28 protein-coding genes are annotated in these 26,273 nt (G+C 71.6%); 14 read left to right on the top strand and 14 right to left on the bottom strand.

Annotated features, from left to right (window positions below):
• Positions 1–359: 359 nt before the first annotated feature.
• Positions 360–641, bottom strand: coding sequence for a hypothetical protein (locus ABT078_RS19885; RefSeq protein ID WP_351229418.1), 282 nt, complete (start codon positions 639–641; stop codon positions 360–362).
• Positions 642–820: 179 nt separating this feature from the next.
• Positions 821–1,609, bottom strand: coding sequence for a hypothetical protein (locus ABT078_RS19880; protein WP_351229416.1), 789 nt, complete (start codon positions 1,607–1,609; stop codon positions 821–823).
• A 221-nt stretch (positions 1,610–1,830) separates the two neighbouring features.
• On the opposite strand from ABT078_RS19880, the gene ABT078_RS19875 reads away from it, so the two are divergent.
• Entirely contained in the window at positions 1,831–2,556 is a 726-nt protein-coding gene (locus tag ABT078_RS19875) for an SMI1/KNR4 family protein (protein WP_351229414.1), read from the top strand.
• A 135-nt stretch (positions 2,557–2,691) separates the two neighbouring features.
• Here the strand turns inward: ABT078_RS19875 and ABT078_RS19870 are convergent, their stop codons facing one another.
• Positions 2,692–3,342: a maleylpyruvate isomerase N-terminal domain-containing protein gene (locus ABT078_RS19870; RefSeq protein WP_351229412.1), complete on the bottom strand. Its 651-nt coding sequence runs from the start codon at positions 3,340–3,342 to the stop codon at positions 2,692–2,694.
• A gap of 61 nt (positions 3,343–3,403) precedes the next feature.
• On the bottom strand, positions 3,404–3,823 hold the full coding sequence (locus ABT078_RS19865; RefSeq protein ID WP_351229410.1) for a hypothetical protein: 420 nt from the start codon (positions 3,821–3,823) through the stop codon (positions 3,404–3,406).
• An 879-nt stretch (positions 3,824–4,702) separates the two neighbouring features.
• Between ABT078_RS19865 and ABT078_RS19860 the strand changes: the two genes are divergently transcribed.
• Entirely contained in the window at positions 4,703–6,451 is a 1,749-nt protein-coding gene (locus ABT078_RS19860) for an N-acetylmuramoyl-L-alanine amidase (protein ID WP_351229408.1), read from the top strand.
• On the opposite strand, the gene ABT078_RS19855 is transcribed toward ABT078_RS19860, so the two are convergent.
• Together ABT078_RS19855 and ABT078_RS19850 are read right to left on the bottom strand one after the other, a co-directional pair.
• Positions 6,448–6,966 (bottom strand): hypothetical protein, encoded by a 519-nt coding sequence (locus ABT078_RS19855; RefSeq protein ID WP_351229406.1) that lies wholly within the window; start codon positions 6,964–6,966, stop codon positions 6,448–6,450. The two genes, ABT078_RS19860 and ABT078_RS19855, sit on opposite strands and share 4 nt — an antisense overlap.
• A 168-nt stretch (positions 6,967–7,134) precedes the next feature.
• Entirely contained in the window at positions 7,135–8,787 is a 1,653-nt protein-coding gene (locus ABT078_RS19850) for a beta-N-acetylhexosaminidase (protein WP_351229404.1), read from the bottom strand.
• A gap of 245 nt (positions 8,788–9,032) precedes the next feature.
• Here ABT078_RS19850 and ABT078_RS19845 point away from each other — a divergent pair, with 245 nt between their 5' ends.
• From ABT078_RS19845 to ABT078_RS19820, 6 genes are all read left to right on the top strand, one after another.
• Positions 9,033–9,638 carry a 2-oxo-4-hydroxy-4-carboxy-5-ureidoimidazoline decarboxylase gene (locus ABT078_RS19845; protein ID WP_502981259.1) on the top strand — a complete coding sequence of 202 codons (606 nt, stop codon included), beginning with the start codon at positions 9,033–9,035 and terminating at the stop codon, positions 9,636–9,638.
• A 167-nt stretch (positions 9,639–9,805) separates the two neighbouring features.
• A complete protein-coding gene (gene sdhC, locus ABT078_RS19840; RefSeq protein ID WP_351229402.1) occupies positions 9,806–10,186 on the top strand; it encodes a succinate dehydrogenase, cytochrome b556 subunit in 381 nt (126 codons plus the stop codon).
• A gap of 8 nt (positions 10,187–10,194) precedes the next feature.
• The gene (locus ABT078_RS19835; protein ID WP_351229400.1) at positions 10,195–10,677 is read left to right on the top strand and encodes a succinate dehydrogenase hydrophobic membrane anchor subunit; all 483 of its coding nucleotides are present in this window, start codon (positions 10,195–10,197) and stop codon (positions 10,675–10,677) included.
• A 25-nt stretch (positions 10,678–10,702) separates the two neighbouring features.
• On the top strand, positions 10,703–12,457 hold the full coding sequence (sdhA, locus tag ABT078_RS19830; protein ID WP_351229398.1) for a succinate dehydrogenase flavoprotein subunit: 1,755 nt from the start codon (positions 10,703–10,705) through the stop codon (positions 12,455–12,457).
• Positions 12,457–13,215, top strand: coding sequence for a succinate dehydrogenase iron-sulfur subunit (locus tag ABT078_RS19825; RefSeq protein WP_351229396.1), 759 nt, complete (start codon positions 12,457–12,459; stop codon positions 13,213–13,215). Before sdhA ends, ABT078_RS19825 begins: the two co-directional genes overlap by 1 nt.
• Before the next feature lie 85 nt (positions 13,216–13,300).
• On the top strand, positions 13,301–13,813 hold the full coding sequence (locus tag ABT078_RS19820; RefSeq protein ID WP_351229394.1) for a hypothetical protein: 513 nt from the start codon (positions 13,301–13,303) through the stop codon (positions 13,811–13,813).
• A 9-nt stretch (positions 13,814–13,822) separates the two neighbouring features.
• On the opposite strand, the gene ABT078_RS19815 is transcribed toward ABT078_RS19820, so the two are convergent.
• Positions 13,823–14,839, bottom strand: coding sequence for a hypothetical protein (locus ABT078_RS19815; RefSeq protein WP_351229392.1), 1,017 nt, complete (start codon positions 14,837–14,839; stop codon positions 13,823–13,825).
• A gap of 55 nt (positions 14,840–14,894) precedes the next feature.
• Positions 14,895–15,674: an alpha/beta fold hydrolase gene (locus ABT078_RS19810; protein WP_351229390.1), complete on the bottom strand. Its 780-nt coding sequence runs from the start codon at positions 15,672–15,674 to the stop codon at positions 14,895–14,897.
• A gap of 125 nt (positions 15,675–15,799) precedes the next feature.
• On the opposite strand from ABT078_RS19810, the gene ABT078_RS19805 reads away from it, so the two are divergent.
• The 3 genes from ABT078_RS19805 to ABT078_RS19795 are packed head-to-tail and all read left to right on the top strand — an operon-like array spanning position 15,800 to position 17,472.
• Positions 15,800–16,234, top strand: coding sequence for a hypothetical protein (locus ABT078_RS19805; RefSeq protein ID WP_351229388.1), 435 nt, complete (start codon positions 15,800–15,802; stop codon positions 16,232–16,234).
• A 6-nt stretch (positions 16,235–16,240) separates the two neighbouring features.
• Positions 16,241–16,675, top strand: a complete 435-nt coding sequence (locus ABT078_RS19800; protein WP_351229386.1) for a thiol-disulfide oxidoreductase DCC family protein — start codon at positions 16,241–16,243, stop codon at positions 16,673–16,675.
• Positions 16,676–16,695: 20 nt separating this feature from the next.
• Entirely contained in the window at positions 16,696–17,472 is a 777-nt protein-coding gene (locus ABT078_RS19795; protein ID WP_351229537.1) for a TetR/AcrR family transcriptional regulator, read from the top strand.
• A 96-nt stretch (positions 17,473–17,568) separates the two neighbouring features.
• Here the strand turns inward: ABT078_RS19795 and ABT078_RS19790 are convergent, their stop codons facing one another.
• Complete coding sequence (locus ABT078_RS19790) at positions 17,569–19,017, bottom strand: metallophosphoesterase (protein ID WP_502981258.1); 1,449 nt, start codon at positions 19,015–19,017, stop codon at positions 17,569–17,571.
• A gap of 15 nt (positions 19,018–19,032) precedes the next feature.
• The gene (locus ABT078_RS19785) at positions 19,033–19,278 is read right to left on the bottom strand and encodes an SCO4848 family membrane protein (RefSeq protein WP_351229382.1); all 246 of its coding nucleotides are present in this window, start codon (positions 19,276–19,278) and stop codon (positions 19,033–19,035) included.
• 130 nt (positions 19,279–19,408) lie between these two features.
• Here ABT078_RS19785 and ABT078_RS19780 point away from each other — a divergent pair, with 130 nt between their 5' ends.
• Complete coding sequence (locus ABT078_RS19780; RefSeq protein WP_351229380.1) at positions 19,409–20,692, top strand: D-alanyl-D-alanine carboxypeptidase family protein; 1,284 nt, start codon at positions 19,409–19,411, stop codon at positions 20,690–20,692.
• Between the two features lie 198 nt (positions 20,693–20,890).
• Here ABT078_RS19780 and ABT078_RS19775 read toward each other — a convergent pair whose 3' ends face one another.
• The 4 genes from ABT078_RS19775 to ABT078_RS19760 form a co-directional block, all read right to left on the bottom strand.
• Positions 20,891–21,793, bottom strand: coding sequence for a YihY/virulence factor BrkB family protein (locus ABT078_RS19775; protein ID WP_351229378.1), 903 nt, complete (start codon positions 21,791–21,793; stop codon positions 20,891–20,893).
• Positions 21,781–22,233 (bottom strand): GtrA family protein, encoded by a 453-nt coding sequence (locus tag ABT078_RS19770; RefSeq protein ID WP_351229376.1) that lies wholly within the window; start codon positions 22,231–22,233, stop codon positions 21,781–21,783. The genes ABT078_RS19775 and ABT078_RS19770 overlap by 13 nt, the downstream gene beginning before the upstream one ends.
• An 80-nt stretch (positions 22,234–22,313) precedes the next feature.
• Positions 22,314–23,279, bottom strand: coding sequence for a decaprenyl-phosphate phosphoribosyltransferase (locus ABT078_RS19765; RefSeq protein WP_351229375.1), 966 nt, complete (start codon positions 23,277–23,279; stop codon positions 22,314–22,316).
• Entirely contained in the window at positions 23,272–23,877 is a 606-nt protein-coding gene (locus tag ABT078_RS19760) for a phosphatase PAP2 family protein (RefSeq protein WP_351229373.1), read from the bottom strand. Before ABT078_RS19760 ends, ABT078_RS19765 begins: the two co-directional genes overlap by 8 nt.
• Positions 23,878–24,029: 152 nt before the next feature.
• Here ABT078_RS19760 and dprE1 point away from each other — a divergent pair, with 152 nt between their 5' ends.
• Both dprE1 and dprE2 read left to right on the top strand, forming a co-directional pair.
• A complete protein-coding gene (gene dprE1 / locus ABT078_RS19755; RefSeq protein WP_351229371.1) occupies positions 24,030–25,430 on the top strand; it encodes a decaprenylphosphoryl-beta-D-ribose oxidase in 1,401 nt (466 codons plus the stop codon).
• An 83-nt stretch (positions 25,431–25,513) separates the two neighbouring features.
• Positions 25,514–26,269, top strand: coding sequence for a decaprenylphospho-beta-D-erythro-pentofuranosid-2-ulose 2-reductase (gene dprE2 / locus ABT078_RS19750; RefSeq protein WP_351229369.1), 756 nt, complete (start codon positions 25,514–25,516; stop codon positions 26,267–26,269).
• Positions 26,270–26,273: the final 4 nt, after the last annotated feature.

Here is a 26,273-nt window from a genome sequence, read left to right as displayed (position 1 = left end):
AACATCGGTGAGCGGGTGGGGGGTCTCGTGGAGCTGAGCCCTGCGGCGCACGACCACTGTGGAATTGTCATGGCCGCGCAAGCAGTGCGTCGAGAAAAGCGGCTGTGAGACAAAGTGTCAATGCTCTGGGACTTGCGACTCGACGGCCCGGCCGGATCCGTCGCACCGGCGGACGCCGGAGGATGACGCGGCGCTGTTCGCCGGCGTGCCCGCGGTGTGCTGCGAGGAGGCGACGGCAGCGACGCGATGAGGATGCGGCACGGCGAACGCAGCGACGCGATGAGGATGCGGCACGGCGAACACAGCGACGCGATGAGGATGCGGCACGGCAGCCGGGCGCCGGCCGCTGCGCCCTCCTGTCAGATCTCCATGGCGAGGTCGCACTCGGCGCAGACGACGTCCGCGTGAGCCGGGTCGTACCACGGCGCGGAGGGATGCTCGGACGGATTCCAGGTCGCCGCCTCCATGCCGAACGTGTCCTTGCCGCAGATCGTCCGTGGACCGGGAGCGAAGGGGTTTCCGGGGGCGGCCGGTGCCGCGTGGACCTTGCGGACGCGCCGGCTCTCGTCCGCCGGACCGCGCGCGGGACCGGCGGCCGGGCTCGGCTTGTCGCATTCGTGCACAACGATGATCTCGCTCATGATGCGACGGTATGCCGCCCGGCGGCAGCCCACCCGGGTTGCCTCGGCCGGCGCGCGTCGCCGACCGGCGTGCGTCGCCGGCCTGCGCGCGCCGCTGCCTGGTGCGTGCCGCACGGCCGGGGCCAGGCAGTCGGTCGTGAAGGCGTTCTGGTACTGGGGCCGTTGGGGCGTACGGGCCGTCAGTGCAGATCCACCCGGAACGGATGGTCATGGCCGGTGGGGCAGACGAAGATCCGCAGGTCGCCGTATCTGCCCACGACCACTCCCGACTCGGCGTCACTGGCCGCGGTGAACAGCAGTGTCATCTCCGCACCGCATGTGGTGCAGCGGAACACTCCGGGGTGATTCAGATGCCAGGTCGGCCAGCCGCCGAGCTTCCACCCCGCGACTCGGGTGATCACATCGCCGCCGTCACCGGTCCTGCGGACGAGCTCCTCCAGCGGCGGACGCAGTACCGGGGGCAGCACCTCGCGGAACGGGAAGTCGACCAGCGGCTCGACGGTGAGCGTGCACGGCTCGGGCAGATACCCCTCGCAGTGCCGCGAGGGCTCCGGCGAAACCCGTGGCGGCGTGCCGTCCACTTCGGCGGCCCGCCGCCATCGCATCTCGACGACGGGGCTGCCGTCGTCCTGGGGAGGCGGAACGTCCCAGTGCTCGTTGGGGCACCACAGGATCTGCAGGAGGTCGACGCCGTCGGGCCACCAGGGCCCCGGCACGTCCCGCCGGAAGATCTGGGCGACGGGCACCATCGCCGTGGCGGGCAGCCCCGTGGGGTCCTCCTCGTCGGGTACGGAACAGGTGGGCCACGGCTCCTGACCCGGCCACAGCAGCGGCCCGCCGATCGAACTGTCCCCCGGCCCCGGCTTCCCCCGCTCCGGGTGCAGTCGCACCGCCTCGCGCGCGAAGGGCGCGAGGCCGGGCAGGGCGTCGAGTATCTCTTCGGCCGAAGGTCTCGGGGAGTACGTCATCACGCCTTCTCGTCGTTCGCCGGCCGCGGGGCTCGCAACATACAGGCCGACGGCGACAGCGCCCCGTGCCGGGCCCCACGTGCCATCCCCGGATCGGACTGACCCGGAAATCCGTCAGGAAGGCGGCGGCGGCTTGAGCCGCAGGGGCTCTTCCCCATCGGGGGGCGCTTCGATCCCCTCATCCCGGCGGGCATGTCGGACCCGGCCAGTATGGTCGCCGCATGACACATGAGTTCGACCTGGCGCGGTCGCTGGCCGCGGGCGTCGAGGGCCGGCAGGGCGCCTGGCAGTTCATCCGCGACTTCACCGCGCACTGGACGGACGAGGCCCTCGGGGACGACGACGGATGGTCCGAGGCGGACCTCGCCGCTGCCGAGGCGCGACTGGGGCTGCGTCTGCCGGCCGCACTGCGCGAGGCGTACGCCCTCCTCGGCAAGCGCCACGACCTGACCAGCAACCACGACGCGCTACGCGCCCCTGCCGAGCTGTACGTCGACGAGAGCGGCGAAGCGCTCGTCTTCCGCGACGAGAACCAGGGCGCCGCGCGCTGGGGCATCCTGCTCACCGACCTCGCCCAGGACGACCCCGCCGTCGTCATACGCCTGGACCTGGCGGACAAGAGCGCCGAGACGTGGGAGGGCTGGCTGGACCGCGTCTCGCTCACGTTCGTCGAAATCGTCCTGTCGGAGTCGCTGCACGCGCCCGAGGGGTTCGTCGACTACCTGGACGCGCCGGACGAGGCGGACCTGAAGGAGCTGGAACGGCACGGCACCCGGCTGCCGTTGCCGGCCTGCCCGCCGGACGAGGACCCGGCCACGCGCTGGTTCCTGCGCGGCGACGTCCTGCTGCGCGACGACGCCGGAGCATGGCTGATGGCCCGGGGCCGCACGGAAGAGGCGCTGGACCGCGTCCGCGACCTCATGGACGGCGACTGGCTCAACGGCTGAGACAAGGAGAACCCCGGACTGCCGGGGATCCGTACAGCCGCAGGCAGTTCCCCGTACGCCGCGCGCTGACCACGACCACGACGACGGCCGGGCCCCACACCGGGGTCCCGGCCGCTGCCGTGCGTCCGCGACTGGTCAGTCGCAGACCGCTCCGTACCACCGCCACGAATCCAGCCGCCCCCGCCCCGGCAGTTCGCCGCGGCCCGTCGCCCACAGGAGCGTCGGCCAGCGGTCGGTGTCCGTGGGCGCGTCGGGGAAGAGGCGGGCGAGCACGCGGTCGCAGAGCCCCACGGGCGGGGTCCAGGTGACACCGAGACCCTCGGCGATGTCGTGGGTGTGGACGAGAGTCTCGACCACACCCATGGCGGCGAAGCCCTCGGGGTCCGACACCCCGTAGCCGTGGTACGACCGCACATCCGCCGGCACCGTCCGGACCATCGCGGTGAGCATCGCCCCGCACGTCTCCAGCACCGTCAGCAGCCCGGCAGGACCCGCGTCCCGGTCCGCGAAGGTCACGTTGGCGGGACCGCCCTCGCGCCGCGCGGACCAGTGGAAGGGAATCTCCTTGTCCAGCGGCGGCGCGTCCGGGCCTATCTGGGCGGCGTACGCGAAAAGGTCGTCGGCGAGATGCTCGACGGTCTCCCAGCAGGTCCACTCCAGGGTCCCGGCCTTGGCGTCCCAGTCGCCGCCGAGACGGCTCCGCAGGGTCGTGAGCGCGAGCCGCACGGCGTGCTGGACATCGTCGGCGGTGACGGGGCTTCTCGCTGATCCATGATCGTCGGCCATGGCGGGACCGTACCAGTGACATGTGACAGGACGTCGACTTCCCTGATTCACTCAATTTTCCTCATCGTGCGAGGGCGTCGGTCGCCGCGCACACGGCGAGGCCCGTGAGCAGAAACGCCGTTGCGGCGCTCAGGAGCGCCACCTCGTAATAGGTGCCGCTCCCCCATGAAGCGGCCACGTACGCCGCAGCCGTCCCGGCGACCACGGCGGCGCCGAGCTGGGCGCCCAGGAGCAGCCGGGTCCCGGGACCGCCCTGCCGGACCGCGTGCGCCGCGGCCACGAGCAGAATCAGGAGTGCGGCGGCCGCCGCCGGTACGGGCGTCCTGAAGGTCACCCCGTACCGCACGGCAAGGGCGGGCACGAAGAACAGGACCAGCCAGCGGCGCAGGCCCTCGCCGACCACGGCCACCGCCCCGCCCGGGGCCGGCTGCCCGTGGACCCTGCCGGCGGCCCCGCGCGCGAGGCAGCGCCGATCGGGCAACCGTCGGGTACAGGGCGGGATCCAGCCATCGCAGCACGGCCATGAAGGCGAGGAGTACGAAGGGGAGTTCAAAAAAGGCCTGCACTCGCAGCACGGACGGCGCGAGGAGCTCCGGTGCGGGAAAGTGCGCGACCACCCATGACAGCGGGCCGCGCTCGGCGTCGGCCAGGGCGAACCAGCCGTCGGGGAGGTTGCGGGCGATGAAGGACGCGTCGCCGCCGTGGACGCGCGCGACGTGGACGGTGAACAGCACCTGGTTGTGACAGATCAGTGCGGTCACCGCGGCCAGCGCGCCCCCGGGCCCGATCCTGCGCCCGCGGGCCACTGCCCCGACCCGACGTGCCGGCATCCGGCGCCCGGCCGCCGGCGCGAGGACGAGGGCGGGCGACTCGAGAAGAGGACAGCTTTCGTCCCGTCACACATTCCTCCAAGTGGCGTACGAGGAACGGCACCACGAAGCGCCCCCGAAGGCTTCACGGGGAGACCGCCCCGGCCCGTCCCCCCGAAGCGCGCGCAGATATAGCACGCTGCCGAATTCCAGGGCCATCGAGCGGACAACCCCTGCGATCGAGGGGAAAGAGTCATGAATCCGACGTCCGGCGCGACGGGCGCGGCCGGCGCGCACCCACCGCGCCGCATGCGCTGTGCCAACGTATGCGTACGCGGAGTGGACGCAGCGCACAACTGTCCGTGACGATCGGCTCGTTGGCGTACGGGCGTGGTGCGGCTCCTTGCGACGGGCAGGCGGCCGGCACGCCGCGCAAGTCTTGTTCCGTACTCCGACGGACCGTCAATCACCTCATCATTTCGGGCGATCCGGGTGCGGGAGAGGGCCGGGACGCGCTGTTTGGCTGGACTTGCTCCGTATGCTCGCGCAGCATGAGAAGCCGCGTCCTGAGGCGCTCACGCAACGCCGTGCTCGCCGCCGCCGTCGCCGTGGGGGTCGCCCTCGCGGGGCCCGCGGCACCCGCAGTGCCCGCAGCAGCCGCCCCCTCGCCCGGGCCGAAGTCCGGCGACGTCCACACCTTCCCCGTGCCCGCCGGTGACGATCCGGCGCTGCGGGCTCTCCCCGCCCGCACCACACCACCGTTCAGCATGCTCGGCCTGACCTGGGACGACGCGTCCGTACAGCTGGACGGCACCGCCGAGGTGCGCACCAGGGACAGCCGGACCGGCGTCTGGTCCGAGTGGCGGACGCTCGACGCCGATGCGCGTGCGCCCGAGTCGGGGCCCGAGCGGTCGGGCCCCGCGCTGCGCGGCGGGACGTCGCCGCTGTGGACCGGGCCGTCCGACGGGGTCCAGCTGCGCGTCAGGGGCGAGGCGCTGCCGGAGGGGCTGCGCGTCGACCTGGTCGACCCGGGAAGCGGCGACGACGTGCCCGAGGCCCCGTCAGCGCGCGCCGAGGCAACATCCGGTGCGCCTGCCATGACGTCGCGCGCGGGCTGGGGCGCGGACGAGTCGATGGTCATCGACCCGCCCAAGTACAACAGGACCACCAAGGCGGTCTTCGTCCACCACACCGCCGGGACGAACGACTACACCTGCGACGAGTCGGCGAGGGTCGTCCGGGGCATCTTCACCTACCACGTGGAGAGCCAGGGCTGGAACGACATCGGCTACCACTTCCTCGTCGACAAGTGCGGCAAGATCTTCGAGGGTCGGGCGGGCGGCATCGACAGGCCCGTCCAGGGCGCGCACACCTACGGCCTCAACACCGACACGAGCAGCATCTCGGTCCTCGGCGACTACATGACGGCCAGGACCGCTCCGGTCGTGCGGCAGGCGATCGCCGCGGTCGCCGCCTGGAAGCTCGGGATCGATGGACACGATCCGTCGGGGACCGTCACCCTCACCCCGAGCGTCGACAACGGCAGATACGAGGAGGGAGAGTCGGTCACGCTCGACCGGATCTCCGGGCACCGCGACGGTTCCGCGACCGACTGCCCCGGCGACAATCTGTACGACGACCTGCCCGACATCCGTGCCCGTGCCGCGGCCATCTCCGCCGGGGTCCTCCCGGAGGACTACGGCAGTGACGACACAGACACCGGCATGGGCGCCGGCCCGGGCCCCGGTCCGGACGTGGAAACCGGCTCGGACCCGGAAGCGGACCTGGTCACGGACGCCGACGACTGGGCGACCGTCGACATCGACGTCGCGGTCGGCGACTTCGACTCCGACGGCCTCCGGGACGCCGCCCTCACCTACCGTGCGGCACAGGGCTCCCTGTCCCTCGTGCTGCTGCGGGGCACGGCGGACGGGTACGACACCCGCTCCCCCGCCGTTCTGTACGGCGCCGGGGGACGGGCCGTCGCCGCCGGCGACCTCAACGGCGACGGCTACGACGACCTCGCCGTACGCACCGACCGCGGGTTCGCCACCTTCCACGGCTCGGCCGACGGTCTCACCACCACGGGTGCGCCCGTCCTCGCCGGTCCCGACGGCGTCAACGGCGTCGACGGCGACGGCCTCGACCGAGGAGGCCAGGAGATCGGCGCGTCGTTCACGGCCCGCGACACCGACGGCGACGGCTACGACGAACTCGTCGCCGGCGGGACGGTCGTCGCGAGGGGAGGACCGGGCGGAGTCACCGCGGTGACGGGTCGCCCGGGTCGCGTGGGTCCCTAGGACGGGCCCTGGGCGGCCCTCGCCCGGCGGGAGAGGGCAGCACGGAGCACGCGCTGCCCTTCCGTCGAGAGGTCGAGGGCCCGGCGCAGGCCCGCACCGTCCGGGGTGGCCGAAAGGACCTCCAGGATCTGGATCTGGCGGCGCTGCTCGCCCGCCACGAGCGGGCCCTGCTTCCCGCCCGACGGATCGAGTTCCTGGTGGAGTTCGAGCGCCAGGGCCGAGCATGCCGTGGCCCACTCGGCGAGCGGCCCCGCCGCCCACTCCGAAGGCGCGGCGCCGATCATCTTCCGTACCGGAGCCGCGGTCTCGTCGGTGTCTGGTGCCTCGTCCAGCACCGTCCTGGCGGCGGCCAGTCGCTCCGCCCAGCCGTCCTCACCCGCGGCGATGCCCGCCCAGAGTGGGCGCAGGACCTCGGTCTCGTCGATCAGCAGGGACAGGCAGCGGTCGAGACAGGCCAGACCGCTCGCGGCCAGGCTCCGCTCATCCGCCTCAGCGATCAGTTCCGCCAGGCTCATCGACGCCTCCAGTCGGGTGCGGACCGCAGTACGACGCGGTCCGGCGCGGTCGCGGTGCGGACGAAGGTACCGCTCTTTTCTGCGCCACATGGCCGAAAAGCGTCACTCAGTGTCGGCCACGCGGCGTCACACCGTGGCCACGACCCGTCCCCGAGGGGAGTCGCGCGCTCAGCCCAGCTGGTTCGCCAGCGCCGTGAACTCCGCCCACGACAGCGCCGGCTGCCCCGGTGCCCAGGTCTTCTGCGCCAGCGCCCGCAGCGGCATCCGGATGCCCGCCGCCACCTGGTCCTGGGTCTGCGCCTGGGCGAGGTCGGACCAGATCGCGAGGCGGCCGCCCAGGATCTGGCCGGAGTAGCGCTCAGGGACGGCGGTGGTGCCGCGCAGCACGAGCGGCGTCCACTGTTCGTAGATGCGGCGGCCGGTGGGGTACGTGAACTGGTTGGGCTCGCCGAGCACGTAGTACAGGTACTCGTCGTTGAGGTTGACGACCTTGCGGCCCTCGGCCAGGTACTCCTGCGGCTGCCGCGCCCCGATCTCCTTGCCGGTCCAGTACTCGACCTCGATGTCCTTGTCGCCGGACACGACACCACCGCGGAAGAAGCCGTCGTTCCACGCCTTGGCCGTCTTGTCCGCCGCGCGCACGACGGCCGCCCGGTCGTTGAGCCAGCCGGTCGCCAGGTCCTGGACGCCGGCCTGCGGGCCGTACTTCTGCTGCGCGGCCCTGGCCAGTTGCGGGTACGAGGCGGCCGGGTCGCGCACGGTCAGGGCCTGGTACTCGTCGGCGCCGACGTGGAACCAGTCGCCGGGGAAGAGACCTGCGTACTCGCGCAGCAGATCGTCCACGATCCGGGCCGACCCCGGTTTCGAGATGTCGATGGCTCCCTGCCGCGGCACGCCCTGCGTGTTGCGGAGCTGGAGGTCCGGATGGGCCCGCAGGACGGCGCCGAGGTGACCCGGCGAGTCGATCTCGGGCACGACGGTGATGTGCAGGCTCTGCGCGAGGGCGATGATCCGGCGCACCTGGTCCTTGGTGAGGTGCTGCGCCGAGACGACCTCGGGGTGCGAGTCGGAGGCGATCCGGAAGCCCTGGTCGTCGGAGAAGTGCAGGCCGAGCTGGTTGAGCTTGAGGTCGGCCATATCCCGCAGCCGGTCCTCGATCCAGTCCGCGGTGTAGTGCTTGCGCGCGATGTCGAGGTTGAGTCCGCGCTGCGGCCGCTCGGGACGGTCGCGCACGACACCCTCGGGCACGACGCCGCCGGAGCGCAGGGCCTGCTTCACGGTGCGGGTGCCGTAGAAGACCCCGGCCTCGTCGGGGCCGGTGATCCGGACGCGGTTGCCGCCGGTGGTGAGGGTGTACGACTCGGGCCCGTCCGGCTGCGCGGGTCCGAGCGCCAGTTCGATGTCACCGGAACGTACCGGTCCGCCGTTGCGCACATCCGTCTTCAGCTCCCGGGACAGCAGCCTGGCCTCGTCGGCCAGCACCTCGCTGCCCTTGGCGACCACGACGGCACTGCCGGGACCCGGCCGCCAGCCGGGCCCGCGGGCCGCCTCGTGCTCCCGTACGGAAGGGATGGTGCGAGGCGCCGTGGAGAGCGGATACGTCTTCGTGGGGGTCGGCGTGGGTGTGGGCGAGGGAGTGACGGCCGCGGGCGCGTCACCGCGGGCGCCCGGCTCCGTACCGCTGCCGGAGGAGCAGGACACGGCTGTGGTCAGCGCCACGGCGGCCGCGACCGCCGAGCCCGCCAGCCGCCTGCCCCTGGACCTTCCGCCGAACCTGCCCAAGGATGCACCGCCGGAGTTTCCGCTGGACTGCCAGATCATCCCATCAGCCTCCTCTTCCGGGCGAAGTATGGCCAATCAAGATGAACCCTGCGAAGAAGGTCGGAGTCGTCTATCATGCGCGGCAGAACGCTCCCGTCCGGGTGAAATTCGTGCATCCGTCGGACGACTCCCGGCGCGCCTCGATAGCGTTGAGACTATCCAACCCTCCCCTCACAGTCGCCACCGACTGCCTTTGCCCAGGAGCCGAGGAGCCCACGCTGTCCAGCGAATCGCACACCGGCGCCCTGCGGATCCCGGCTCCGGCCTCGCACTCCCGACGCCCCGCGCCGCTGACGGGTCTGGAGCGCTTCAACACGGCCCCCGCAGGTGCCGCCGAGGCCGCACTGCTCGCCTGCTGCGGCAGCCGCCGCTGGGGCAGGCGGATCGTCGCCCACCGCCCGTACCCCGACCTGGACGCACTGCTCGCGGCGGCCGACGAGGCGAGTTACGACCTCGGCTCCGCCGATCTCGACGAGGCCCTCGCCGACGAGTCCTCCTCCGGGCTGAACCCCGGCGCCCCCACGGCCGCCCACACCGCGCTGCGCGCCGCCCACGCCGCGTACGAGAGCAGCTTCGGCCACGCCTTCGTGATCTGCCTGGACGGCTTCCACCCCGACGAGCAGCCCGACCAGGTGCTGGCCGCCATCCGCGCGCGACTCGCCAACGAACGGGACGAGGAGCGGGTCGTCTCCGCCGACGAGCTGCGCCGGCTCGCCCGCACCCGGCTCGCCCACCTCGTGGCCGGTCCGCACAACCCGTCCGGACCATCCGGTACATCCGGAGCACACGACCCGGGCCGCTGCGCGGCGCCGCCCGGGAACCGCCCCGATAGCCCGTCCGTGCCTGTTTGATTGCCGGTTTGATCACACCTATGGACCCCGCGCGAGGGAACCGACATCTCGTCGCTACGATGGCCAGGGCCGGTGGACCGTACCCGGCCGGGCCAGACCGACAGAGCTGTCACTTTTGGTAGAAGACTGGCGGCCGGCTCCAATCCCCGCTCCCGGAGGGTTTTTCCGTGCCGGCTGGAACGCTGTACCGCGGCCGGGAAGGTATGTGGTCCTGGGTGGCTCATCGAGTCACCGGCGTCCTCATCTTCTTCTTCCTGTTCGTACACGTGCTGGACACCGCTCTCGTCCGCGTCTCCCCCGAGGCGTACGACGAGACCATCGCGGTGTACAAGAATCCGATCGTCGCGCTGCTGGAGTACGGCCTCGTGGCCGCCGTCCTCTTCCACGCCCTGAACGGCCTTCGCGTCATCGCCGTTGACTTCTGGTCCAAAGGCCCTCGCTACCAGAAGCAGATGGTGTGGACCGTCATGGCCATCTGGGTCGTGCTGATGGCGGGCGCCGTCTACCCGGTCCTCGGCCACGCCGCACGTGAACTGTTCGGGAGCTGACGCCAGACATGTCTGCTGAGACCTCTTCCGCTTCGGCGATCGGTGCCGTCGAGGGCGTCGGCGCGTACAGCGCCGACAACCCCGCTCCCCTCATCGAGGCGCCGCGCAAGCGCACGGGGAAGACCCCGAAGTCGACCCGCGGCAACTTCGAGATGGCCGCGTGGCTCTTCATGCGCCTGTCGGGTGTCGTCCTCGTCGTCCTCGTCATCGGCCACCTGCTGATCCAGCTCGTCCTGGACGGCGGCGTATCCAAGATCGGCTTCGCCTTCGTGGCCGGCCGCTGGGCGTCCCCGTTCTGGCAGGCCTGGGACCTGCTGATGCTGTGGCTGGCGATGCTGCACGGCACCAACGGCCTCCGTACCGTCATCAACGACTACGCCGAGCGGCCGAACACGCGTCTGTGGCTCAAGGGCCTGCTGTACACCGCCACGGTGTTCACCATCCTTCTGGGCACGCTGGTGATCTTCACCTTCGACCCGAACATCCGCTAGGCACGGGGCTGAGGTAATCCACGTCATGAAGATCCACAAGTACGACACCGTCATCGTCGGCGCCGGTGGCGCCGGCATGCGCGCCGCCATCGAGGCGACGAAGCGCAGCCGCACCGCCGTGCTGACGAAGCTCTACCCCACCCGCTCCCACACGGGCGCCGCGCAGGGCGGCATGGCCGCCGCGCTGGCCAACGTGGAGGAGGACAACTGGGAGTGGCACACCTTCGACACGGTCAAGGGCGGTGACTACCTGGTCGACCAGGACGCCGCCGAGATCCTGGCGAAGGAGGCCATCGACGCCGTCCTCGACCTGGAGAAGATGGGCCTGCCGTTCAACCGGACCCCGAACGGCACCATCGATCAGCGCCGCTTCGGCGGTCACAGCCGCAACCACGGCGAGGCCCCCGTCCGCCGGTCCTGCTACGCCGCGGACCGCACCGGCCACATGATCCTCCAGACGCTGTACCAGAACTGCGTCAAGGAGGGCGTGGAGTTCTTCAACGAGTTCTACGTCCTGGACCAGCTGATCACCGAGGTCGACGGCGTCCGCAGGTCCGCCGGCGTGGTCGCCTACGAGCTGGCCACCGGCGAGATCCACGTCTTCCAGGCGAAGGCCGTCATCTACGCGTCCGGCGGCACCGGCAAGTTCTTCAAGGTGACGTCCAACGCGCACACCCTGACGGGTGACGGCCAGGCCGCCTGCTACCGGCGCGGTCTGCCGCTGGAGGACATGGAGTTCTTCCAGTTCCACCCGACGGGCATCTGGCGCATGGGCATCCTGCTGACGGAGGGCGCCCGTGGTGAGGGCGGCATCCTCCGCAACAAGGACGGCGAGCGCTTCATGGAGAAGTACGCGCCCGTCATGAAGGACCTCGCCTCGCGTGACGTCGTCTCGCGCTCCATCTACACGGAGATCCGCGAGGGCCGCGGCTGCGGTCCCGAGGGCGACCACGTCTTCCTGGACCTGACCCACCTGCCGCCGGAGCAGCTGGACGCCAAGCTCCCGGACATCACCGAGTTCGCGCGTACGTACCTCGGCATCGAGCCGTACACGGACCCGATCCCGATCCAGCCGACCGCCCACTACGCGATGGGCGGTATCCCGACGAACGTCGTGGGTGAGGTCCTGGCGGACAACACCACCGTCGTCCCGGGTCTGTACGCCGCCGGTGAGGTCGCGTGCGTGTCGGTGCACGGTGCCAACCGTCTGGGCACCAACTCGCTCCTCGACATCAACGTGTTCGGCAAGCGCGCGGGTATCGCCGCCGCCGAGTACTCGGCGAGGAGCGACTACGTCGAACTGCCCGAGAGCCCGGCCTCCTTCGTCGAGGAGCAGGTCGAGCGGCTGCGCAACTCCACCGGCACGGAGCGGGTCGCCGTGCTGCGCAAGGAGCTGCAGGAGACGATGGACGCCAACGTGATGGTGTTCCGTACGGAGCAGACCATCAAGACGGCCGTCGAGAAGATCGCCGAGCTGCGCGAGCGCTACAAGAACGTGTCCATCCAGGACAAGGGCAAGCGGTTCAACACGGACCTGCTGGAGGCCATCGAGCTGGGCAACCTGCTCGACCTGGCCGAGGTCATGGCCGTGTCCGCGCTGGCCCGCAAGGAGTCCCGCGGCGGTCACTACCGCGAGGACTTCCCCCACCGCGACGACATCAACTTCATGCGCCACACCATGGCGTACCGCGAGGTCGGCGCCGACGGCTCCGAGACCATCCGTCTCGACTACAAGCCCGTCGTCCAGACCCGCTACCAGCCGATGGAGCGTAAGTACTGATGGCCACTCCCGTACTGGACAAGGTCGAGGCGGATTCCGCCGCCTCCCCGTACATCACGGTCACCTTCCGGATCCGCCGCTTCAACCCCGAGGTCTCCGCCGAGGCCGAGTGGCAGGACTTCCAGATCGAGATCGACCCGAAGGAGCGTGTGCTCGACGGTCTCCACAAGATCAAGTGGGACGTCGACGGCTCGCTGACCTTCCGGCGCTCCTGCGCGCACGGAATCTGCGGCTCCGACGCGATGCGGATCAACGGCAAGAACAGGCTCGCCTGCAAGACGTTGATCAAGGACATCAACCCGGAGAAGCCCATCACGGTCGAGGCCATCAAGGGCCTCACGGTCCTCAAGGACCTGGTCGTGGACATGGAGCCGTTCTTCCAGGCGTACCGGGACGTCATGCCGTTCCTCGTGACGAGCGGCAACGAGCCGACGCGCGAGCGTCTGCAGTCCGCCGAGGACCGCGAGCGGTTCGACGACACCACCAAGTGCATCCTGTGCGCCGCGTGCACGTCGTCCTGCCCGGTGTTCTGGAACGACGGGCAGTACTTCGGCCCGGCGGCGATCGTCAACGCGCACCGCTTCATCTTCGACTCGCGCGACGAGGCCGGTGAGCAGCGGCTCGAGATCCTCAACGACAAGGACGGCGTGTGGCGTTGCCGCACGACCTTCAACTGCACCGACGCCTGCCCGCGCGGCATCGAGGTCACGAAGGCGATCCAGGAAGTCAAGCGGGCGCTGATCACCCGCCGCTTCTGAGCGAGGCGTCACCGCTCCGCCGGGGGCCCGTTTCTGTACGCTCGCCGTACAGAAACGGGCCTTTGTCGTGCGAGAGCGGGGACTGATGACCGAGCCGAACCCGAACCCCTACCTGGACGGCGGCGACTACCAGTGGGGCCCGGCGAACCCGTACGGCCACGCCCACAACCACAACTACGGCTACGGCTACGGCTACGGCTACCCGCAGGGCCCGCTCGCGCCGCTGGGCGCGGCGGGGACGGGGGCAGGCGCCGGTGTGCCGCTGCTGGTGCTCGGGGACATCACGGTGCTGCAGGACTCGATCGTGACGCCGAACGGGACGCTGCCGCTCAAGGGCGCGGTGTGGAACGCCACGGACATGTCCCGGAGCGAGGAGAGCATCCCGACGCACGCGATCGTCCTGGCGGTCGTCTTCTCCGTGCTGTGCCTGCTGGGCCTGCTGTTCCTGCTGATGAAGGAGAAGAGGACGACGGGCTTCATCCAGATCACCGTCTCCAGCGCCGGCCGCCACCACACGACGATGATCCCGGCGACGGGACCGGACACGATCCACTGGGTACTGGGCCAACTCAACTACGCGCGGGCACTGAGCATGTAGCCCTTCCCGTCACGGCCGGCCGGCGTCGAGCGCGGCGCCTATCTGTTTGAGCGTCACCTTGTGCGTGATGAGCCCGGACAGCCTCTCCAGCTCACCGCGCCCGGCGGCGCCGTGCAGACGGGCGAGCGCCCGTACGCCCGCTCCGGCGACCACCGTCTTCACGGGAGGCCGCTCCACCAGGGCGCCGAGCACCCTGACGGTCTCCGGGTGCGGCGGCAACAGCGAGAGCAGCCACGCCAGTCCGCGCACGGCCCCGATGTTGTACGGGTCGTAGCCCCCGTCCGGACCGGATCCTCCGTGGGCGGCCAGGGCGAGCCAGGGGGTGGCGGTGCGGCGGACGGCATCGGCGTCCATGCCGTCGGTCAGCGCCGCGGTCCCACGGTCCCAGCGACGTGTCGGCGTTGCGGACGCCGAACGCAGATGCGCGATCAGCAGTCGCCACCGCGGACCCAGTTCGGGCAGCTCCGCGAGGATGCGGTCGGCCCACGGCTCCTCCGGGCTGAGCACCGGGTCCGGGAGAAGGCCGAGCAGCGCGTCCGCGGAGTCGAGCCCTTCGATGGCGGACCTGCGGAGAAACCCCACGACTCGCGGGGGCAGGACGCGTCCGGCGGACAGCAGCGCCCGGGCCAGATGGGCCGCTTCGTCACCGGTGACGGTCCAGTAGTACCTGCCGGCCAGATGCTCCAGCATCGAGGCCCAGGCGTCACACCAGGCGTCCTGCGCGAATCCGTCGGCGACCAGGGCGAGCAGCACAAGGGCCCGCTCCTGCTCGTCGGGTACGGCTTCCGCCGCATGACGACGGGCGACGAGGATCTCGCCCAGCGCCTGACGACGCACGCGCGGCATGGCCCGCAGCCGTCCGCCGACCCCCGTACCCTCGTGCGGCCACCAGACCGCCCCCAACCGGGCGCCGGCGAGCGCCGGAATGTCGCCGCTGTCCGCGAGGGCACCGATCCGGTGGACCCTCTCCGGATCCTCCCAGGAAGACGCCGCGGAGCTGCCGAGGAGGGCTGTGGAAGTTCCCATGCCGTGGAGCGTAGGAGCAGGCACTGACAGCGGGCGGCGATGCGACCGGGCGGCGCTACGCGACGCTGCCGCGCAGGAAGTCCTGGAGCAGGGCCGTCACTTCGGCGGGGCGTTCCAGCGAAGGGAGGTGTCCGGCCCAGGGCAGTTCGGTGGAGCGGGCGCCGGGGATGAGGGTGGCGAGGCGGGTGCCCATGGTCCGGAAGTCGGGCAGGTCGTGCGCGCCCGTGACGACGAGGGCGGGGGCTTCGACGGCGGTGGGGTCGACGGGCGGGGCCGCGGGAGCCTGGGGCTGTGTCCCGGCCGCCTCCGCGTCCGCCGCCAGCTGGACCTCGAAGGCGTGCCGCTGCATGGCCCGTACGCGCTCGCGCACCGCCTCGTCCGCCTCGGGGCCCAGCCAGGTGGTCACGTTCAGCTCGACGGCGCCTGCGAGATCGCCGGCCTCGATCAGTTCGTCCTCGCGGGCCCCGAAGTCCCGCAGTGCCGGGCCCGGTTCGTGTCCCGGCAGTCCGGCGCAGAGCAGCGCGAGCGAAGTCACGCGCTCGGGGCGGCGGGCGGCGATCTCGACCGCGACGCGGCCACCGAAGGACGCTCCGACGAGGGCGGCGCGGTCGATGCCGAGTGCGTCCAGGAGGGCGAGTACGTCGTCGGCGTCGCGGTAGGGCCGTACCGCCTCGGCCGGGGTCGCGCCGAAGCCGCGGAAGTCGCAGCGCACGACCCGGTGGCCGGCGTCGGCCAGGGCCTGCCACTGGGCGTCCCACATCCGCCGGTCGCACACGGACGAGTGCAGGAGCACCACCGCGGGGCCGTCCCCCGCCACATCGTAAGAAAGCGTCATGCCGCCGACGCTACGGTCCCGCACGCCCCGGCGCCTCCCGATTTCCCTATCGACTTGAACACGTTCAAGGAGAGGTCTACAGTCCATGGCAAGACCTTTTGAACACGTTCAAGGGAGGGTGGGGAATGGACCTCACTGTTGTCGCGTACGCCATCTACCTGCTGGTCAGCGTCGCGCTCACCGTCTGGGTGGCCCGCACGCTCAGCAAGAACGGCCGGATCTTCCTGGCCGACGTCCTGCAGGGGAACGAGAAGCTCGCCGATGCCGTGAACCACCTGCTGGTGGTCGGCTTCTACCTCGTCAACCTCGGCTTCGTCGCGCTCCACCTCAGCCAGGACGGCGCCGTCACCGAAGCCCGGGGACTCTTCGAGGCGCTCTCGGTCAAGCTCGGAGTCGTCCTGCTCGTCCTCGGCGTCATGCACCTCGTCAACGTCTACGTCCTCAACAAGATCCGCCGGCGCGGAGTGATGGAACGTCAGCAGACCCCGCCCGTGCCGCCGCAGGGCTGGACCGGCGCCGGCGACAAGGGCCCCTGGGCCGCGCCTGCCGCGGGAGCGTGAGCGGCCATGGGCGGCGAACCGGCAGTACCGGCGGTGGCGGCGGCCGTCCCGGTGAAGCGTCTGACCGTGCTGTACGACGCGCAGTGCCCGCTCTGTGTCCATCTGCGGCACTGGCTGCTGCGGCAACGGCAGCTCGTCCCGCTCGACCTGGTCCCGGCGGCCTCGGAAGAGGCCCGACGGCGCTTCCCCGAACTCGACCACGGCAGCACCCTGCGGGAGATCACGGTGGTCGGCGACCGGGGCCAGGTGTACCGGTCCACCGCCGCCTGGATCGTCTGCCTCTGGGCCCTCTCCGAGCACCGGCCGAAGGCCAACTGGCTGGCGACTCCTGCCGGAGCGCCCTTCGCCAGGGTCACCGTCCTGGCCGCCGCCAAGTACCGGGAGGCCACCGCGGTGCCCTGTGCCGACGGGCGGTGCGAGGTACCGGGCCCGCCCCGTTAGGCTCGGTCATCGTGAACGACGTGAAGGACGAGAAGCAGAGCGCGTCCGCTGACGAGCCCTCCAAGCCCGCCAAACCTGCCAAGAGCGAGCAGACCCGCACCCTCATCCTCGAAACCGCGCTGCGGCTCTTCCAGGAGCGTGGATACGACAGGACGACGATGCGGGCCATCGCCCAGGAGGCGGGTGTCTCGGTCGGCAACGCGTACTACTACTTCTCGTCCAAGGAGCACCTCGTCCAGGGCTTCTACGACCGCATCGCCGAGCAGCACCAGGCGGCGGTCGCGGACATCCTTGAGGGCGGTGAGAAGGACCTCACGGCACGTATCCGCGGGGTCCTTCTCGGCTGGCTCGACATCGCCGAGCCGTACCACGAGTTCGCGGCCCAGTTCTTCAAGAACGCCGCCGACCCGGACAGTCCGCTCAGCCCGTTCTCGCCCGAGTCGGAAGGGCCCCGGGACGCGGCGATCGAGGTCCACCGCCGGGTGCTGTCCGGGGCCGCCGTCAAGGTCGACCCCGAACTGGCCGAGGCACTCCCGCAGTTGCTGTGGCTCCAGCAGATGGGCCTCGTGCTGTTCTGGGTGTACGACAGGTCCGAGGGCTGTGCCAACAGCCGCCGCCTGGTCGAGCGGCTCGCGCCTGTCACGGCCCGCGCGATCTCCCTCTCCCGCTTCCGGGTCCTGCGCCCCCTGGTCAAGGAGACGCACGAGCTGCTCAGGGACTTCATGCCGACGGCCGCCGGGATGGCCGCCTCGGGCAAGCCCAAGCGGACGGCGAGCCGGAAGGACCAGGACGGGTGACCCCGGGCGCCACGGCCGCCCCGGGACCCCGCGGAGTGAGTGCCCCGGGGACCGGCGGCCGCGCCCCGGTCCCCCGGGACCGGGGCGTGCGATCCGTCAGGCCTGGCGGGACGCCAGTTCGACGACCGTGATGTCGGACGGTGCCCCGACCCGCACCGGCGGCCCCCACGCGCCCGCGCCCCGCGACACATAGAGCTGGGTGTCGCCGTACCGCTCCAGACCGGCGACGGTCGGATTGGCGAGTTCCGCTATGTAGTTGCCGGGCCAGAGCTGCCCGCCGTGCGTGTGGCCGGACAGCTGGAGGTCCACCCCGTGGCGTACGGCCTCGTCGATCACGATCGGCTGGTGGGCCAGGAGGACGGCCGCACGGGCCCGGTCGCGGTCACCGAGCGCGCGGCCGAAGTCGGGGCCCTGGCCCTCGTTCTCGCCGGCGATGTCGTCGACGCCCGCGAGATCGAAACCGGCGATCTCGACGCGGTCGTTGCGGAGCGGGGTGAGGCCGAGCTCCCGTACGTGGTCGACCCAGGCATCGGCGCCCGAGAAGTACTCGTGGTTGCCGGTGACGAAGAAGGACCCGTGGCGCGCCCGCAGCTGTGCGAGCGGCTCGGCGGCGCGGCCGAGGTCGGCGACGCTGCCGTCGACGAGATCGCCCACGACGGCGACGAGGTCGGGCTGTGTGCCGTTGATCGTGTCGACGATCCGCTGGGCGTGGGCGCGGCCGAGGACCGGGCCGAGGTGGATGTCGCTGACGACGGCGATCCGGTATCCGTGCGCCCCGCGCGCGAGCTTCGCGAGCGGCACGGTGACCCGCTTCACCCGGGGCCCGCGCATCACCCCGTACGTCCCGTACCCGACGGTCCCCGCGGCGACCGCGGCGGCCGCGCCGCCGGCGACGCGCGCGACGAACAGCCGTCGCGACAGCTCGGGGCGGGCGTCATCGCGCACGTCGGTGACGGTGCCCGCGCCGGGGGCGTCTGCGGTCGCCACGCCACCGCCGGGCCGTACACCCGCGTCGGCCCCGCCGTCGACGGCGACGGAGCCCGCGGCGTCGGTCCGCCCGGCGGCGGCCGCGGGAACGCCGAGCTCCGCGCTCGCGGAGGACGGACCCACGGGCTCCAGCGGCCTCACGCCGGATGCGGCCGTCACGCTCCCGCCGCCCTGTGTGGCGTCGGTCACATCCGCGCCCGCGGCCGTCGCGACGGCCGGCCCGGAGCCTGACCGTGCGTCAGTCCTCCGCTCCAGCGCACGTCGCAGCAGCGGCCGCACGCCCTCTGCCACGACCAGCGCCAGCGTCAGGTACAGCAGCGTCGCGAGCCACAGGTGTCCCGGCCAGGCCAGGACCTGCTCGAGCCAGAAGGGCGCGCCCGCGCGCCCCGACACCAGCGCGCCCACCGACAGCAGCGGCAGCAGCACCACCGCCACCGTGCCCGCGCGGCGCACGGCGCTGCCCGGCACCGTCGTGTCGCGGACCAGGCGACGCCAGACGTACCAGTGGACCCCCACCAGCACGGTGAGGATCACAGCGATCACAAACAGGACGACCAGCACGGCACCGTTTCCTTATTCGCGGTCGCGGCGCAATGCGCGTACGCCACGCAACCCGATGACCCCGACCGCCGTCCCCAGGAGAAAGGACGTGATGGCGAGCAGCAGATGGACCCAGAAGTACGCAGTGGGGTCACCGGCGTCGTCGAAGGCGAGCCCGCTGGCGTCCTGCCACAGGTTCTTGACGAAAGTGACCCAGATGACCCAGCTCCACACCCCGAACGCGAGCAGGAACCAGGAGACCGGGCGGCTGAGCTTCATATCTTCAGTATCACCGGTGTCCTCCATACCGGTGTGGCGGGGTCCCGGGGATGGGCTGTACCGGCGGCGCTCGCGGCGGGTCACCCTGCCGGTGTCAACATCGGCGTCAACTCCATGTACTTTCTCGACCGTGTCTGCTTTGAAGAAGACCGCATTGACGGTCACCGCCGCCGCGTTGCTGCCCGCCCTCGCCGCCGCGCCCGCATCGGCGGTCACCAGCACGGCCGGCAAGGACAACACCGGACCGAAGCCGCCCGCCGTCATGTCGACCGTCGGCGGCGCGCAGCTCGGAAAGCCAGGCACCCAGGTCGATCTCACATCCGGCGCCCCCGTCCTCCCCAAGGACCTGACGGCCCGCTCCTGGATCGTGGCGGACGCGGAGAGCGGCGATGTGCTCGCCGCCCACAACGCGCACTGGCGGCTGCCTCCCGCGTCCACCCTGAAGATGCTCTTCGCGGACACCGTCCTGCCCAAGCTGTCCAAGGACGAGGAGTACACGGTCACCGACGACGACCTCGCAGATATCGGCGAGGGCAGCAGCCTCGTCGGGGTCAAGGAAGACCACACCTACACGGTCCACGATCTCTGGCTCGGTGTGTTCCTCCGTTCGGGCAACGACGCCGTCCACGTCCTGTCCGAGATGAACGGCGGCGTCCCGGACACCGTCCAGCAGATGCAGGACCACGCCGAGGAGCTGCAGGCGCTCGACACGCACGTCGTCACACCGGACGGCTACGACGAGACGGGCCAGGTCTCCAGCGCGTACGACCTGACCCTGATCGCCCGCAGCGGGATGCAGAAGAAGGACTTCCGGGAGTACTGCTCGACCGCCCGCGCCAAGTTCCCCGGCGAGGAGAAGTCGGGCAAGAAGCGCGGGACGTTCGAGATCCAGAACACCAACCGGCTGCTCACCGGTGACTTCGGCATCGATCCCTACGACGGCATCGCGGGCGTCAAGAACGGCAACACCACGCACGCGGGCGCGACCTTCACCGGTGTCGCGGAGCGGAACGGCAAGGTGCTCCTCGTCACCGTCATGAACCCGTCGTCGAAGGAGAGCCAGGCCGTCTACAAGGAGACCGCCCGCCTCTTCGACTGGGGTTTCGCGGCGGCCGGGAAGGTGAAGCCGGTCGGCGAACTCGTTCCCCCGAAGTCCGCGCGTACGGACCCGTCCAACGGTTCCGAATCGTCGACCGACTCCGGGACCAGCGCCGGGACCGGCACCGGCGAGGACGGCAAGAAGAACCGGCCCGGCCCGGCGAAGGCATCGGCCACGAGCCACGACGGCTCCAGCGGCGCGGGGGTCGCGATGGCCATCGTCGGCGGCGTGCTGGTGCTGCTCGCCGGCGCGGTGTTCCTGGTCAACCGCCGCTGGCCGCTCCCCGATCTGGTCCGCCGCCTTCCGCGCCGCTAGGCCTGGAGAACTCCGCCTCGCACGCGACGCCCGGCACGCACTTCCCGTAGCCCTTCGGGCGCGGGAGGTGCCCCCACGCCGCGAGTCGGATTCATCCACGGCCCTTCGGTACCTGGATGATCCTCCGCCTTGCGATCGCAGTCACCGGACACCGCGAGCCACGCCTACGGGCGGACGGCGCCAGTTCTCACACGCGGCCTAGGAGTTCTCCCGCTGTGCCTGGTCGCCGCCGGCGGGCACTTCCCCGCCGCCGGCCGCCGGCGTCGCCGTCCAGGCGGCGCAGTACAGCAGCAGCTTCGCCGTGAAGTTGATCCACAGCAGCAGGGCGATCGGCACGCCGAACGCCCCGTACATCGACTTCGCCGCGACGCCCGAGATATAGCCGCTGAGCAGCAGCTTCAGCAGCTCGAAGCCGACCGCGCCGAGCAGTGCCGCCACGATCAGCCTGCGGCGCGGCGGCTGCACCCCGGGCAGCATCGTCAGGACGTACAGGAGCATCAGGAAGTCGGCGAGCACCGCGACGGCGATGGCGGCGGTCTGGAGCAGGACGCCGCCCGCCCCGTCCCGGTCGATGCCCAGCCGGTCGGCGCCCCAGCCGACGGCGCTGGAGCCGAGCGACGAGGCGGCGAACGACGCCAGCACCACCGCGCCGAGCCCGAGCAGGACGACCGCGTCCTTGCCCTTTCGCACGATCGGATTGCCCTCGTCCTCGTCGTCGAGCTCCCAGACCGCGCGCAGGCAGTCCCGCATCGAGCCGATCCAGCTGATGCCGGTGAGCAGCAGCAGCGCACCGGCGATGAGGCCGACGGTCCCGGCGTTGTCGACGAGTGCCGAAATGCCGAGCTGGTCGGCGATCCCGGGCACCTGCTCGGCGAGTTTGTCCTCGATGGTGCGCAGCTGCTCGGCGCTGAGCAGTGCCGCGCCGGTCGCCGCGGCGACCGTGATCAGCGGGAAGAGGGCGAGAAAACTGAGGAAGGTGATGGCGGCCGCGAGCCGGGTCCAGTGGACCTGCTCGAGCCGCTCGTACGAACGCCAGGCGTGGGTCTTCATCAGCCGCTGCACGAGCGGCCCGATGACGGGGAGTCGGGTCAGCCAGTCCATGGGTTCTCCCTTCCCGCCCTCCCGAAGACCAAGGTTCTTGTTCCCCAGAGGCGCAGGCACGTGGCGAGGGCCATGCCGATGCCGAGCCCGGAGACGGCGTCGGCGCAGGGCGACGTGAGCCCGAGTCCGTGGTGGGAGACGGCGAGGCAGCACACCTGGACGACGGTGCCCGCAGCGTTCACGCCGCAGAAGACGGCGTACGCGCGCAGCCCCGTGCCCTGTTCCGCGCGGCGGCGACTGTACGTCCCGTCGGCGTTGCCGAGATACGCGACCGTGCAGCCGGCGACGGATGACAGCGCCTTGGCGGTGAGCGGGTCCTGGCCGAGCGCGCCGCGCAGCGCGACGCACAGTGCGAGGTCGGCGGCGTACGCGCAGGTCCCGACCGGCGCGAACGCCACCAGCTCCCGGACCGTCCCCGGCACCGGTACGCGGCGGCTCACGGGTCGGCCGGCGGGTCGGCCCGCAGGCGGACCCGCGGGTCGGCTCAGCGATCGGCTCGCCGGTCCGCTCACCGGTCGGCTCACAGGTCCGCCACGGCCATGCCGTACATCGCCAGCCACACCAGCCCGATGAAGGCGAGCGGCCGGTCGCGCAGGACGACCTCCTCCGGGGCACCGGCCGCGCCCCGGTCGGCGAACACGGCGTACCGCAGCACCGCGAGGATGAACGCGATCATCGAGAGCTGCCGCCAGGGCAGCAGCGAGCCGTTCGCGGTGCCGCCGCTCTCCAGCGCCCAGAGGCAGTAGCCGAGGACCGCGACCCCGGCCGCCAGCTGCCAGACGAAGCGCAGATATCCGGTGGTGTAGGTGGTGAGCAGAGCCCGGGTCGCGCCACCCGCGTCCGCCATCTCCACGGCCTCCGAGTAGCGCTTGGCGGCCACCATGAAGAGTGCGCCGAAGCCGGTGGTGATCAGGAACCAGCGGGAGAGCGGGATGGACAGCGCCACTCCCCCGATCATCGCGCGCATCAGGAAACCGGTGGTGACGACGGCCAGATCGACGACGAGGACGTGCTTGAGCCGGACGCAGTACGCGAGCTGCATGAGGACGTACGCGGTCAGCAGCGCGGCGGTCATCGCATTGCACAGGACCACGGCCGCGGTGGCCGTGGCGGCGGCGAGGAGCGCGCCCGCCGCGTAGGCGACGGGCACCGGCACGTCCCCGGCGGCCACCGGGCGGCGGCACTTCACGGGGTGCGCCCGGTCGGCCGCGGCGTCGCGCGCGTCGTTGATCAGATAGACGGCGGACGCGGCGGTGGTGAAGAGGGTGAAGACGACGGCCAGTTGGAGGACGGCGTGCCGGGACGCCAGCTCGCCCGCGGCCGCGGGCGCCGCCACGACCAGCACGTTCTTGATCCACTGGCGAGGTCGTGCGGTCCGGACGAGCCCGACGGGCAGGCGGAGCGCGTGCCGGGCCCGGCGTGCGGGCGCGGGCTGCTCGGGCCGCCGCTCCGGCTGCTCCAGCAGGGCGGTGCTCCGCTCAGCCATGGAGACCCCCGTCGCACCGGCGAGTCCGCGTCGTACACCCCGGCCCGCCGGACGGCACCGGCAGCCACGCCACGCCCAGGCGCGCCACCAGCGCGCCGAAGAGCGCGCCCGCGGCCACGTCGGTCGGGTAGTGGACGCCGACGACCAGCCGGGACACGCACATCGCGGCGGCCAGCGGGGCCACCAGCCGTCGGCCTGCCGGGCGCAGCGCGCCGAAGGCGACGGCGGCGGCGGCCGCGCCGGTGGCGTGCGAGCTGGGGAAGGAGTACCGGCCCGCAGTGCGGACGAGCGGCTCGAGCGCGGGCAGCCGTGGGCGTGGGCGGCGTACCACCCATTTGACGCCGATGCTCGCCAGATGCGCCCCGCCGACCAGCGCGGTGGCACGCAGCCATTCGCGGCGCCGCTCCTGGTCGGCCTTCGCGCACACGAGTCCCGCCGCGATCCACAGCGCGCTGTGCTCACCGCTGCGCGAGAGCGCGCCGGCCGCCGCGGCCACGCCCGACTGCCGGCCGCAGCCGCGCAGCGCCGCCAGCAGTCGGTGATCGGCCGCCACCAAGCCGGCCCGGCCCGCCCGGCCCGCCCGGTCGACGTATCGCATCTGCCGCCCCTTTCCCTCAGCCAGGGGCGACTCTTCTCAACCGGACGCCATCATTCACGGCAATCTTTGATGACACTCGGATAATCACCCATTTCGGCGAGTCAGCCGATATTGAGAGCAAAAGACTCATAGAGGGCGATAGCGTCGCGTGCATGTCTGCCGACTCCCGAGCGATCTCGACGTCGCCATCCCTCACCGCGGCCCCCGACCGGCTGCCCGTGGCCGTGACGGGCTGGGGTCGCACCGCCCCCTCGGCCGCGCTGCTCGTCCGCCCCCGTACGTACGGGGAGGCAGCGGCGGCAGTGAGCGGCTGCGGGGCGCGCGGCTCCATCGCGCGAGGGCTGGGACGGGCGTACGGCGACGCCGCGCAGAACGCGGGCGGTGCGGTCCTCGACATGACCGGTCTCGACCGGATCCTCACCATCGACGCGGAAGCGGGCGTCGTGGTGTGCGACGCGGGCGTCAGCCTGCACCGGCTGATGGAGGTGCTGCTGCCGCTCGGCTGGTTCGTGCCGGTCACGCCCGGGACCCGCTATGTGACCGTCGGAGGGGCCGTCGGCGCCGACATCCACGGCAAGAACCACCACGTCTCCGGCTCCTTCTGCCGCCATGTGCAGGCGCTGGAACTCCTCACCGCCGACGGCGAGGTACGGACGGTCCTGCCCGGCACTGAGCTCTTCGACGCGACCGCGGGCGGAATGGGCCTGACCGGAGTGATCCTCTCCGCCACGGTCCGGCTGCACCGCGTCGAGACGTCGCTGATGTCGGTCGACACCGAACGGGCCGCCGACCTGGACGACTTGATGGCCCGGCTCACCGCCACCGACCGCCGGCACCGCTACTCGGTCGCCTGGATCGATCTGCTCGCGCGCGGCGCGGCGACAGGGCGCGCGGTCCTCACCCGCGGGGAGCACGCGCCCCTCGACGCGCTCCCGCCGCGCGCTCTGCGCCGCCCCCTGGAGTTCCGCCCGGGACGGCTCCCGGCAGCCCCCGGCTTCGTACCGGAAGGACTCCTCGGCCGTACGTCGGTCGCTCTCTTCAACGAGCTCTGGTACCGCAGGGCGCCGCGTTCGCGCACCGGCGAGCTGCAGACGATCTCCACGTTCTTCCACCCCCTCGACGGAGTCCCGCACTGGAACCGGATCTACGGGCGGAGCGGCTTCGTCCAGTACCAGTTCGTCATCGGGTACGGCCAGGAGGAGGCACTGCGCCGGATCGTGCGGCAGATCTCCCGGCACGGCTGTCCGTCGTTCCTGGCCGTGCTCAAGCGCTTCGGCGAGGGCGATCCGGGCTGGCTGTCGTTCCCCATGCCCGGCTGGACGCTGGCCCTGGACATCCCGGCGGGCCTGCCCGGCCTCGGCACCTTCCTGGACCGGCTGGACGAGGAGGTGGCGGGGGCCGGGGGGCGGGTGTACCTGGCCAAGGACGCGCGGCTGCGGCCGGAGCTGCTGGCCGCGATGTATCCCCGGCTGGACCGGTTCCGGGCGTTGCGCGCCGAGCTCGATCCGCGCGGGGTGTTCGTCTCGGACCTCTCCCGCCGTCTGTCCCTGTGAGCCGCCGTCTTCTCCCGTGAGGCACCGCCCGTCCCGGTGAGCCGCCGCCCGTTTCCATGAGTCTCTGTGAGGAGCTTCTCGTCATGAAGGACGCCTTCGGCACCCCCCAGTCCCTGCTGGTCCTCGGCGGTACGTCCGAGATCGGCCTGGCCACGGCGCGCCGCCTGGTCGCCCGCCGTACCCGCACGGTCCGGCTGGCCGGCCGCCCGTCCCCCGCCCTGGACTCGGCCGCGGCCTCGCTCCGCGACCTGGGTGCGGACGCGCGTACGGTCCCCTTCGACGCCCTCGATCCCGCCACCCACGAGGAGGTCCTCGGCAAGCTCTTCGCGGAGGGCGACATCGACATGGTCCTGCTTGCCTTCGGGGTTCTCGGCGACCAGGCGCGGGACGAGGCCGAGCCGCTCTCCGCGGTGCGGGTCGCCCAGACGAACTACACCGGAGCGGTCTCCTCCGGGCTGGTCTGCGCGGGCGCCCTGCAGGCCCAGGGCCATGGCTCGCTCGTCGTGCTGTCGTCGGTCGCGGCCGAGCGGGCCCGGCGGGCCAACTTCATCTACGGGTCGTCGAAGGCGGGCCTGGACGCCTTCGCCCAGGGACTCGGCGACGCTCTGCACGGCACGGGGGTGCACGTGATGGTGGTCAGGCCCGGATTCGTGCGGTCGAAGATGACGGCGGGCCTGCCGGAGGCGCCGCTTGCCACCACCCCGGAGGCGGTCGCCGAGGCGATCGAGACAGGGCTGCGGCGGCGCTCCGAGACGGTGTGGGTGCCCGGGCAGCTACGGCTGGTGATGTCCGCGCTGCGGCACGTGCCACGGCCGGTATTCCGGCGGCTGCCGCTGTGACCGG

It is taken from the genome of Streptomyces sp. NPDC002133 (assembly GCF_040296405.1).
Lineage (GTDB): Bacteria > Actinomycetota > Actinomycetes > Streptomycetales > Streptomycetaceae > Streptomyces.
This window is presented reverse-complemented; position numbering and strand designations above follow the sequence as displayed.

Coding starts and splice junctions, on each gene's coding strand:
- ABT078_RS19835 (WP_351229400.1), top strand. CDS start 10,195: ATGTCTGCTGAGACCTCTTCCGCTTCGGCGATCGGTGCCGTCGAGGGC.
- ABT078_RS19805 (WP_351229388.1), top strand. CDS start 15,800: ATGGACCTCACTGTTGTCGCGTACGCCATCTACCTGCTGGTCAGCGTC.
- ABT078_RS19815 (WP_351229392.1), bottom strand. CDS start 14,839: ATGGGAACTTCCACAGCCCTCCTCGGCAGCTCCGCGGCGTCTTCCTGG.
- ABT078_RS19825 (WP_351229396.1), top strand. CDS start 12,457: ATGGCCACTCCCGTACTGGACAAGGTCGAGGCGGATTCCGCCGCCTCC.
- ABT078_RS19875 (WP_351229414.1), top strand. CDS start 1,831: ATGACACATGAGTTCGACCTGGCGCGGTCGCTGGCCGCGGGCGTCGAG.
- ABT078_RS19760 (WP_351229373.1), bottom strand. CDS start 23,877: ATGCGATACGTCGACCGGGCGGGCCGGGCGGGCCGGGCCGGCTTGGTG.
- ABT078_RS19785 (WP_351229382.1), bottom strand. CDS start 19,278: ATGAAGCTCAGCCGCCCGGTCTCCTGGTTCCTGCTCGCGTTCGGGGTG.
- ABT078_RS19870 (WP_351229412.1), bottom strand. CDS start 3,342: ATGGCCGACGATCATGGATCAGCGAGAAGCCCCGTCACCGCCGACGAT.
- ABT078_RS19820 (WP_351229394.1), top strand. CDS start 13,301: ATGACCGAGCCGAACCCGAACCCCTACCTGGACGGCGGCGACTACCAG.
- dprE1 (WP_351229371.1), top strand. CDS start 24,030: ATGTCTGCCGACTCCCGAGCGATCTCGACGTCGCCATCCCTCACCGCG.
- ABT078_RS19885 (WP_351229418.1), bottom strand. CDS start 641: ATGAGCGAGATCATCGTTGTGCACGAATGCGACAAGCCGAGCCCGGCC.
- ABT078_RS19880 (WP_351229416.1), bottom strand. CDS start 1,609: ATGACGTACTCCCCGAGACCTTCGGCCGAAGAGATACTCGACGCCCTG.
- dprE2 (WP_351229369.1), top strand. CDS start 25,514: ATGAAGGACGCCTTCGGCACCCCCCAGTCCCTGCTGGTCCTCGGCGGT.
- sdhA (WP_351229398.1), top strand. CDS start 10,703: ATGAAGATCCACAAGTACGACACCGTCATCGTCGGCGCCGGTGGCGCC.
- ABT078_RS19765 (WP_351229375.1), bottom strand. CDS start 23,279: ATGGCTGAGCGGAGCACCGCCCTGCTGGAGCAGCCGGAGCGGCGGCCC.
- ABT078_RS19810 (WP_351229390.1), bottom strand. CDS start 15,674: ATGACGCTTTCTTACGATGTGGCGGGGGACGGCCCCGCGGTGGTGCTC.
- ABT078_RS19850 (WP_351229404.1), bottom strand. CDS start 8,787: ATGATCTGGCAGTCCAGCGGAAACTCCGGCGGTGCATCCTTGGGCAGG.
- ABT078_RS19800 (WP_351229386.1), top strand. CDS start 16,241: ATGGGCGGCGAACCGGCAGTACCGGCGGTGGCGGCGGCCGTCCCGGTG.
- ABT078_RS19860 (WP_351229408.1), top strand. CDS start 4,703: ATGAGAAGCCGCGTCCTGAGGCGCTCACGCAACGCCGTGCTCGCCGCC.
- ABT078_RS19775 (WP_351229378.1), bottom strand. CDS start 21,793: ATGGACTGGCTGACCCGACTCCCCGTCATCGGGCCGCTCGTGCAGCGG.
- ABT078_RS19855 (WP_351229406.1), bottom strand. CDS start 6,966: ATGAGCCTGGCGGAACTGATCGCTGAGGCGGATGAGCGGAGCCTGGCC.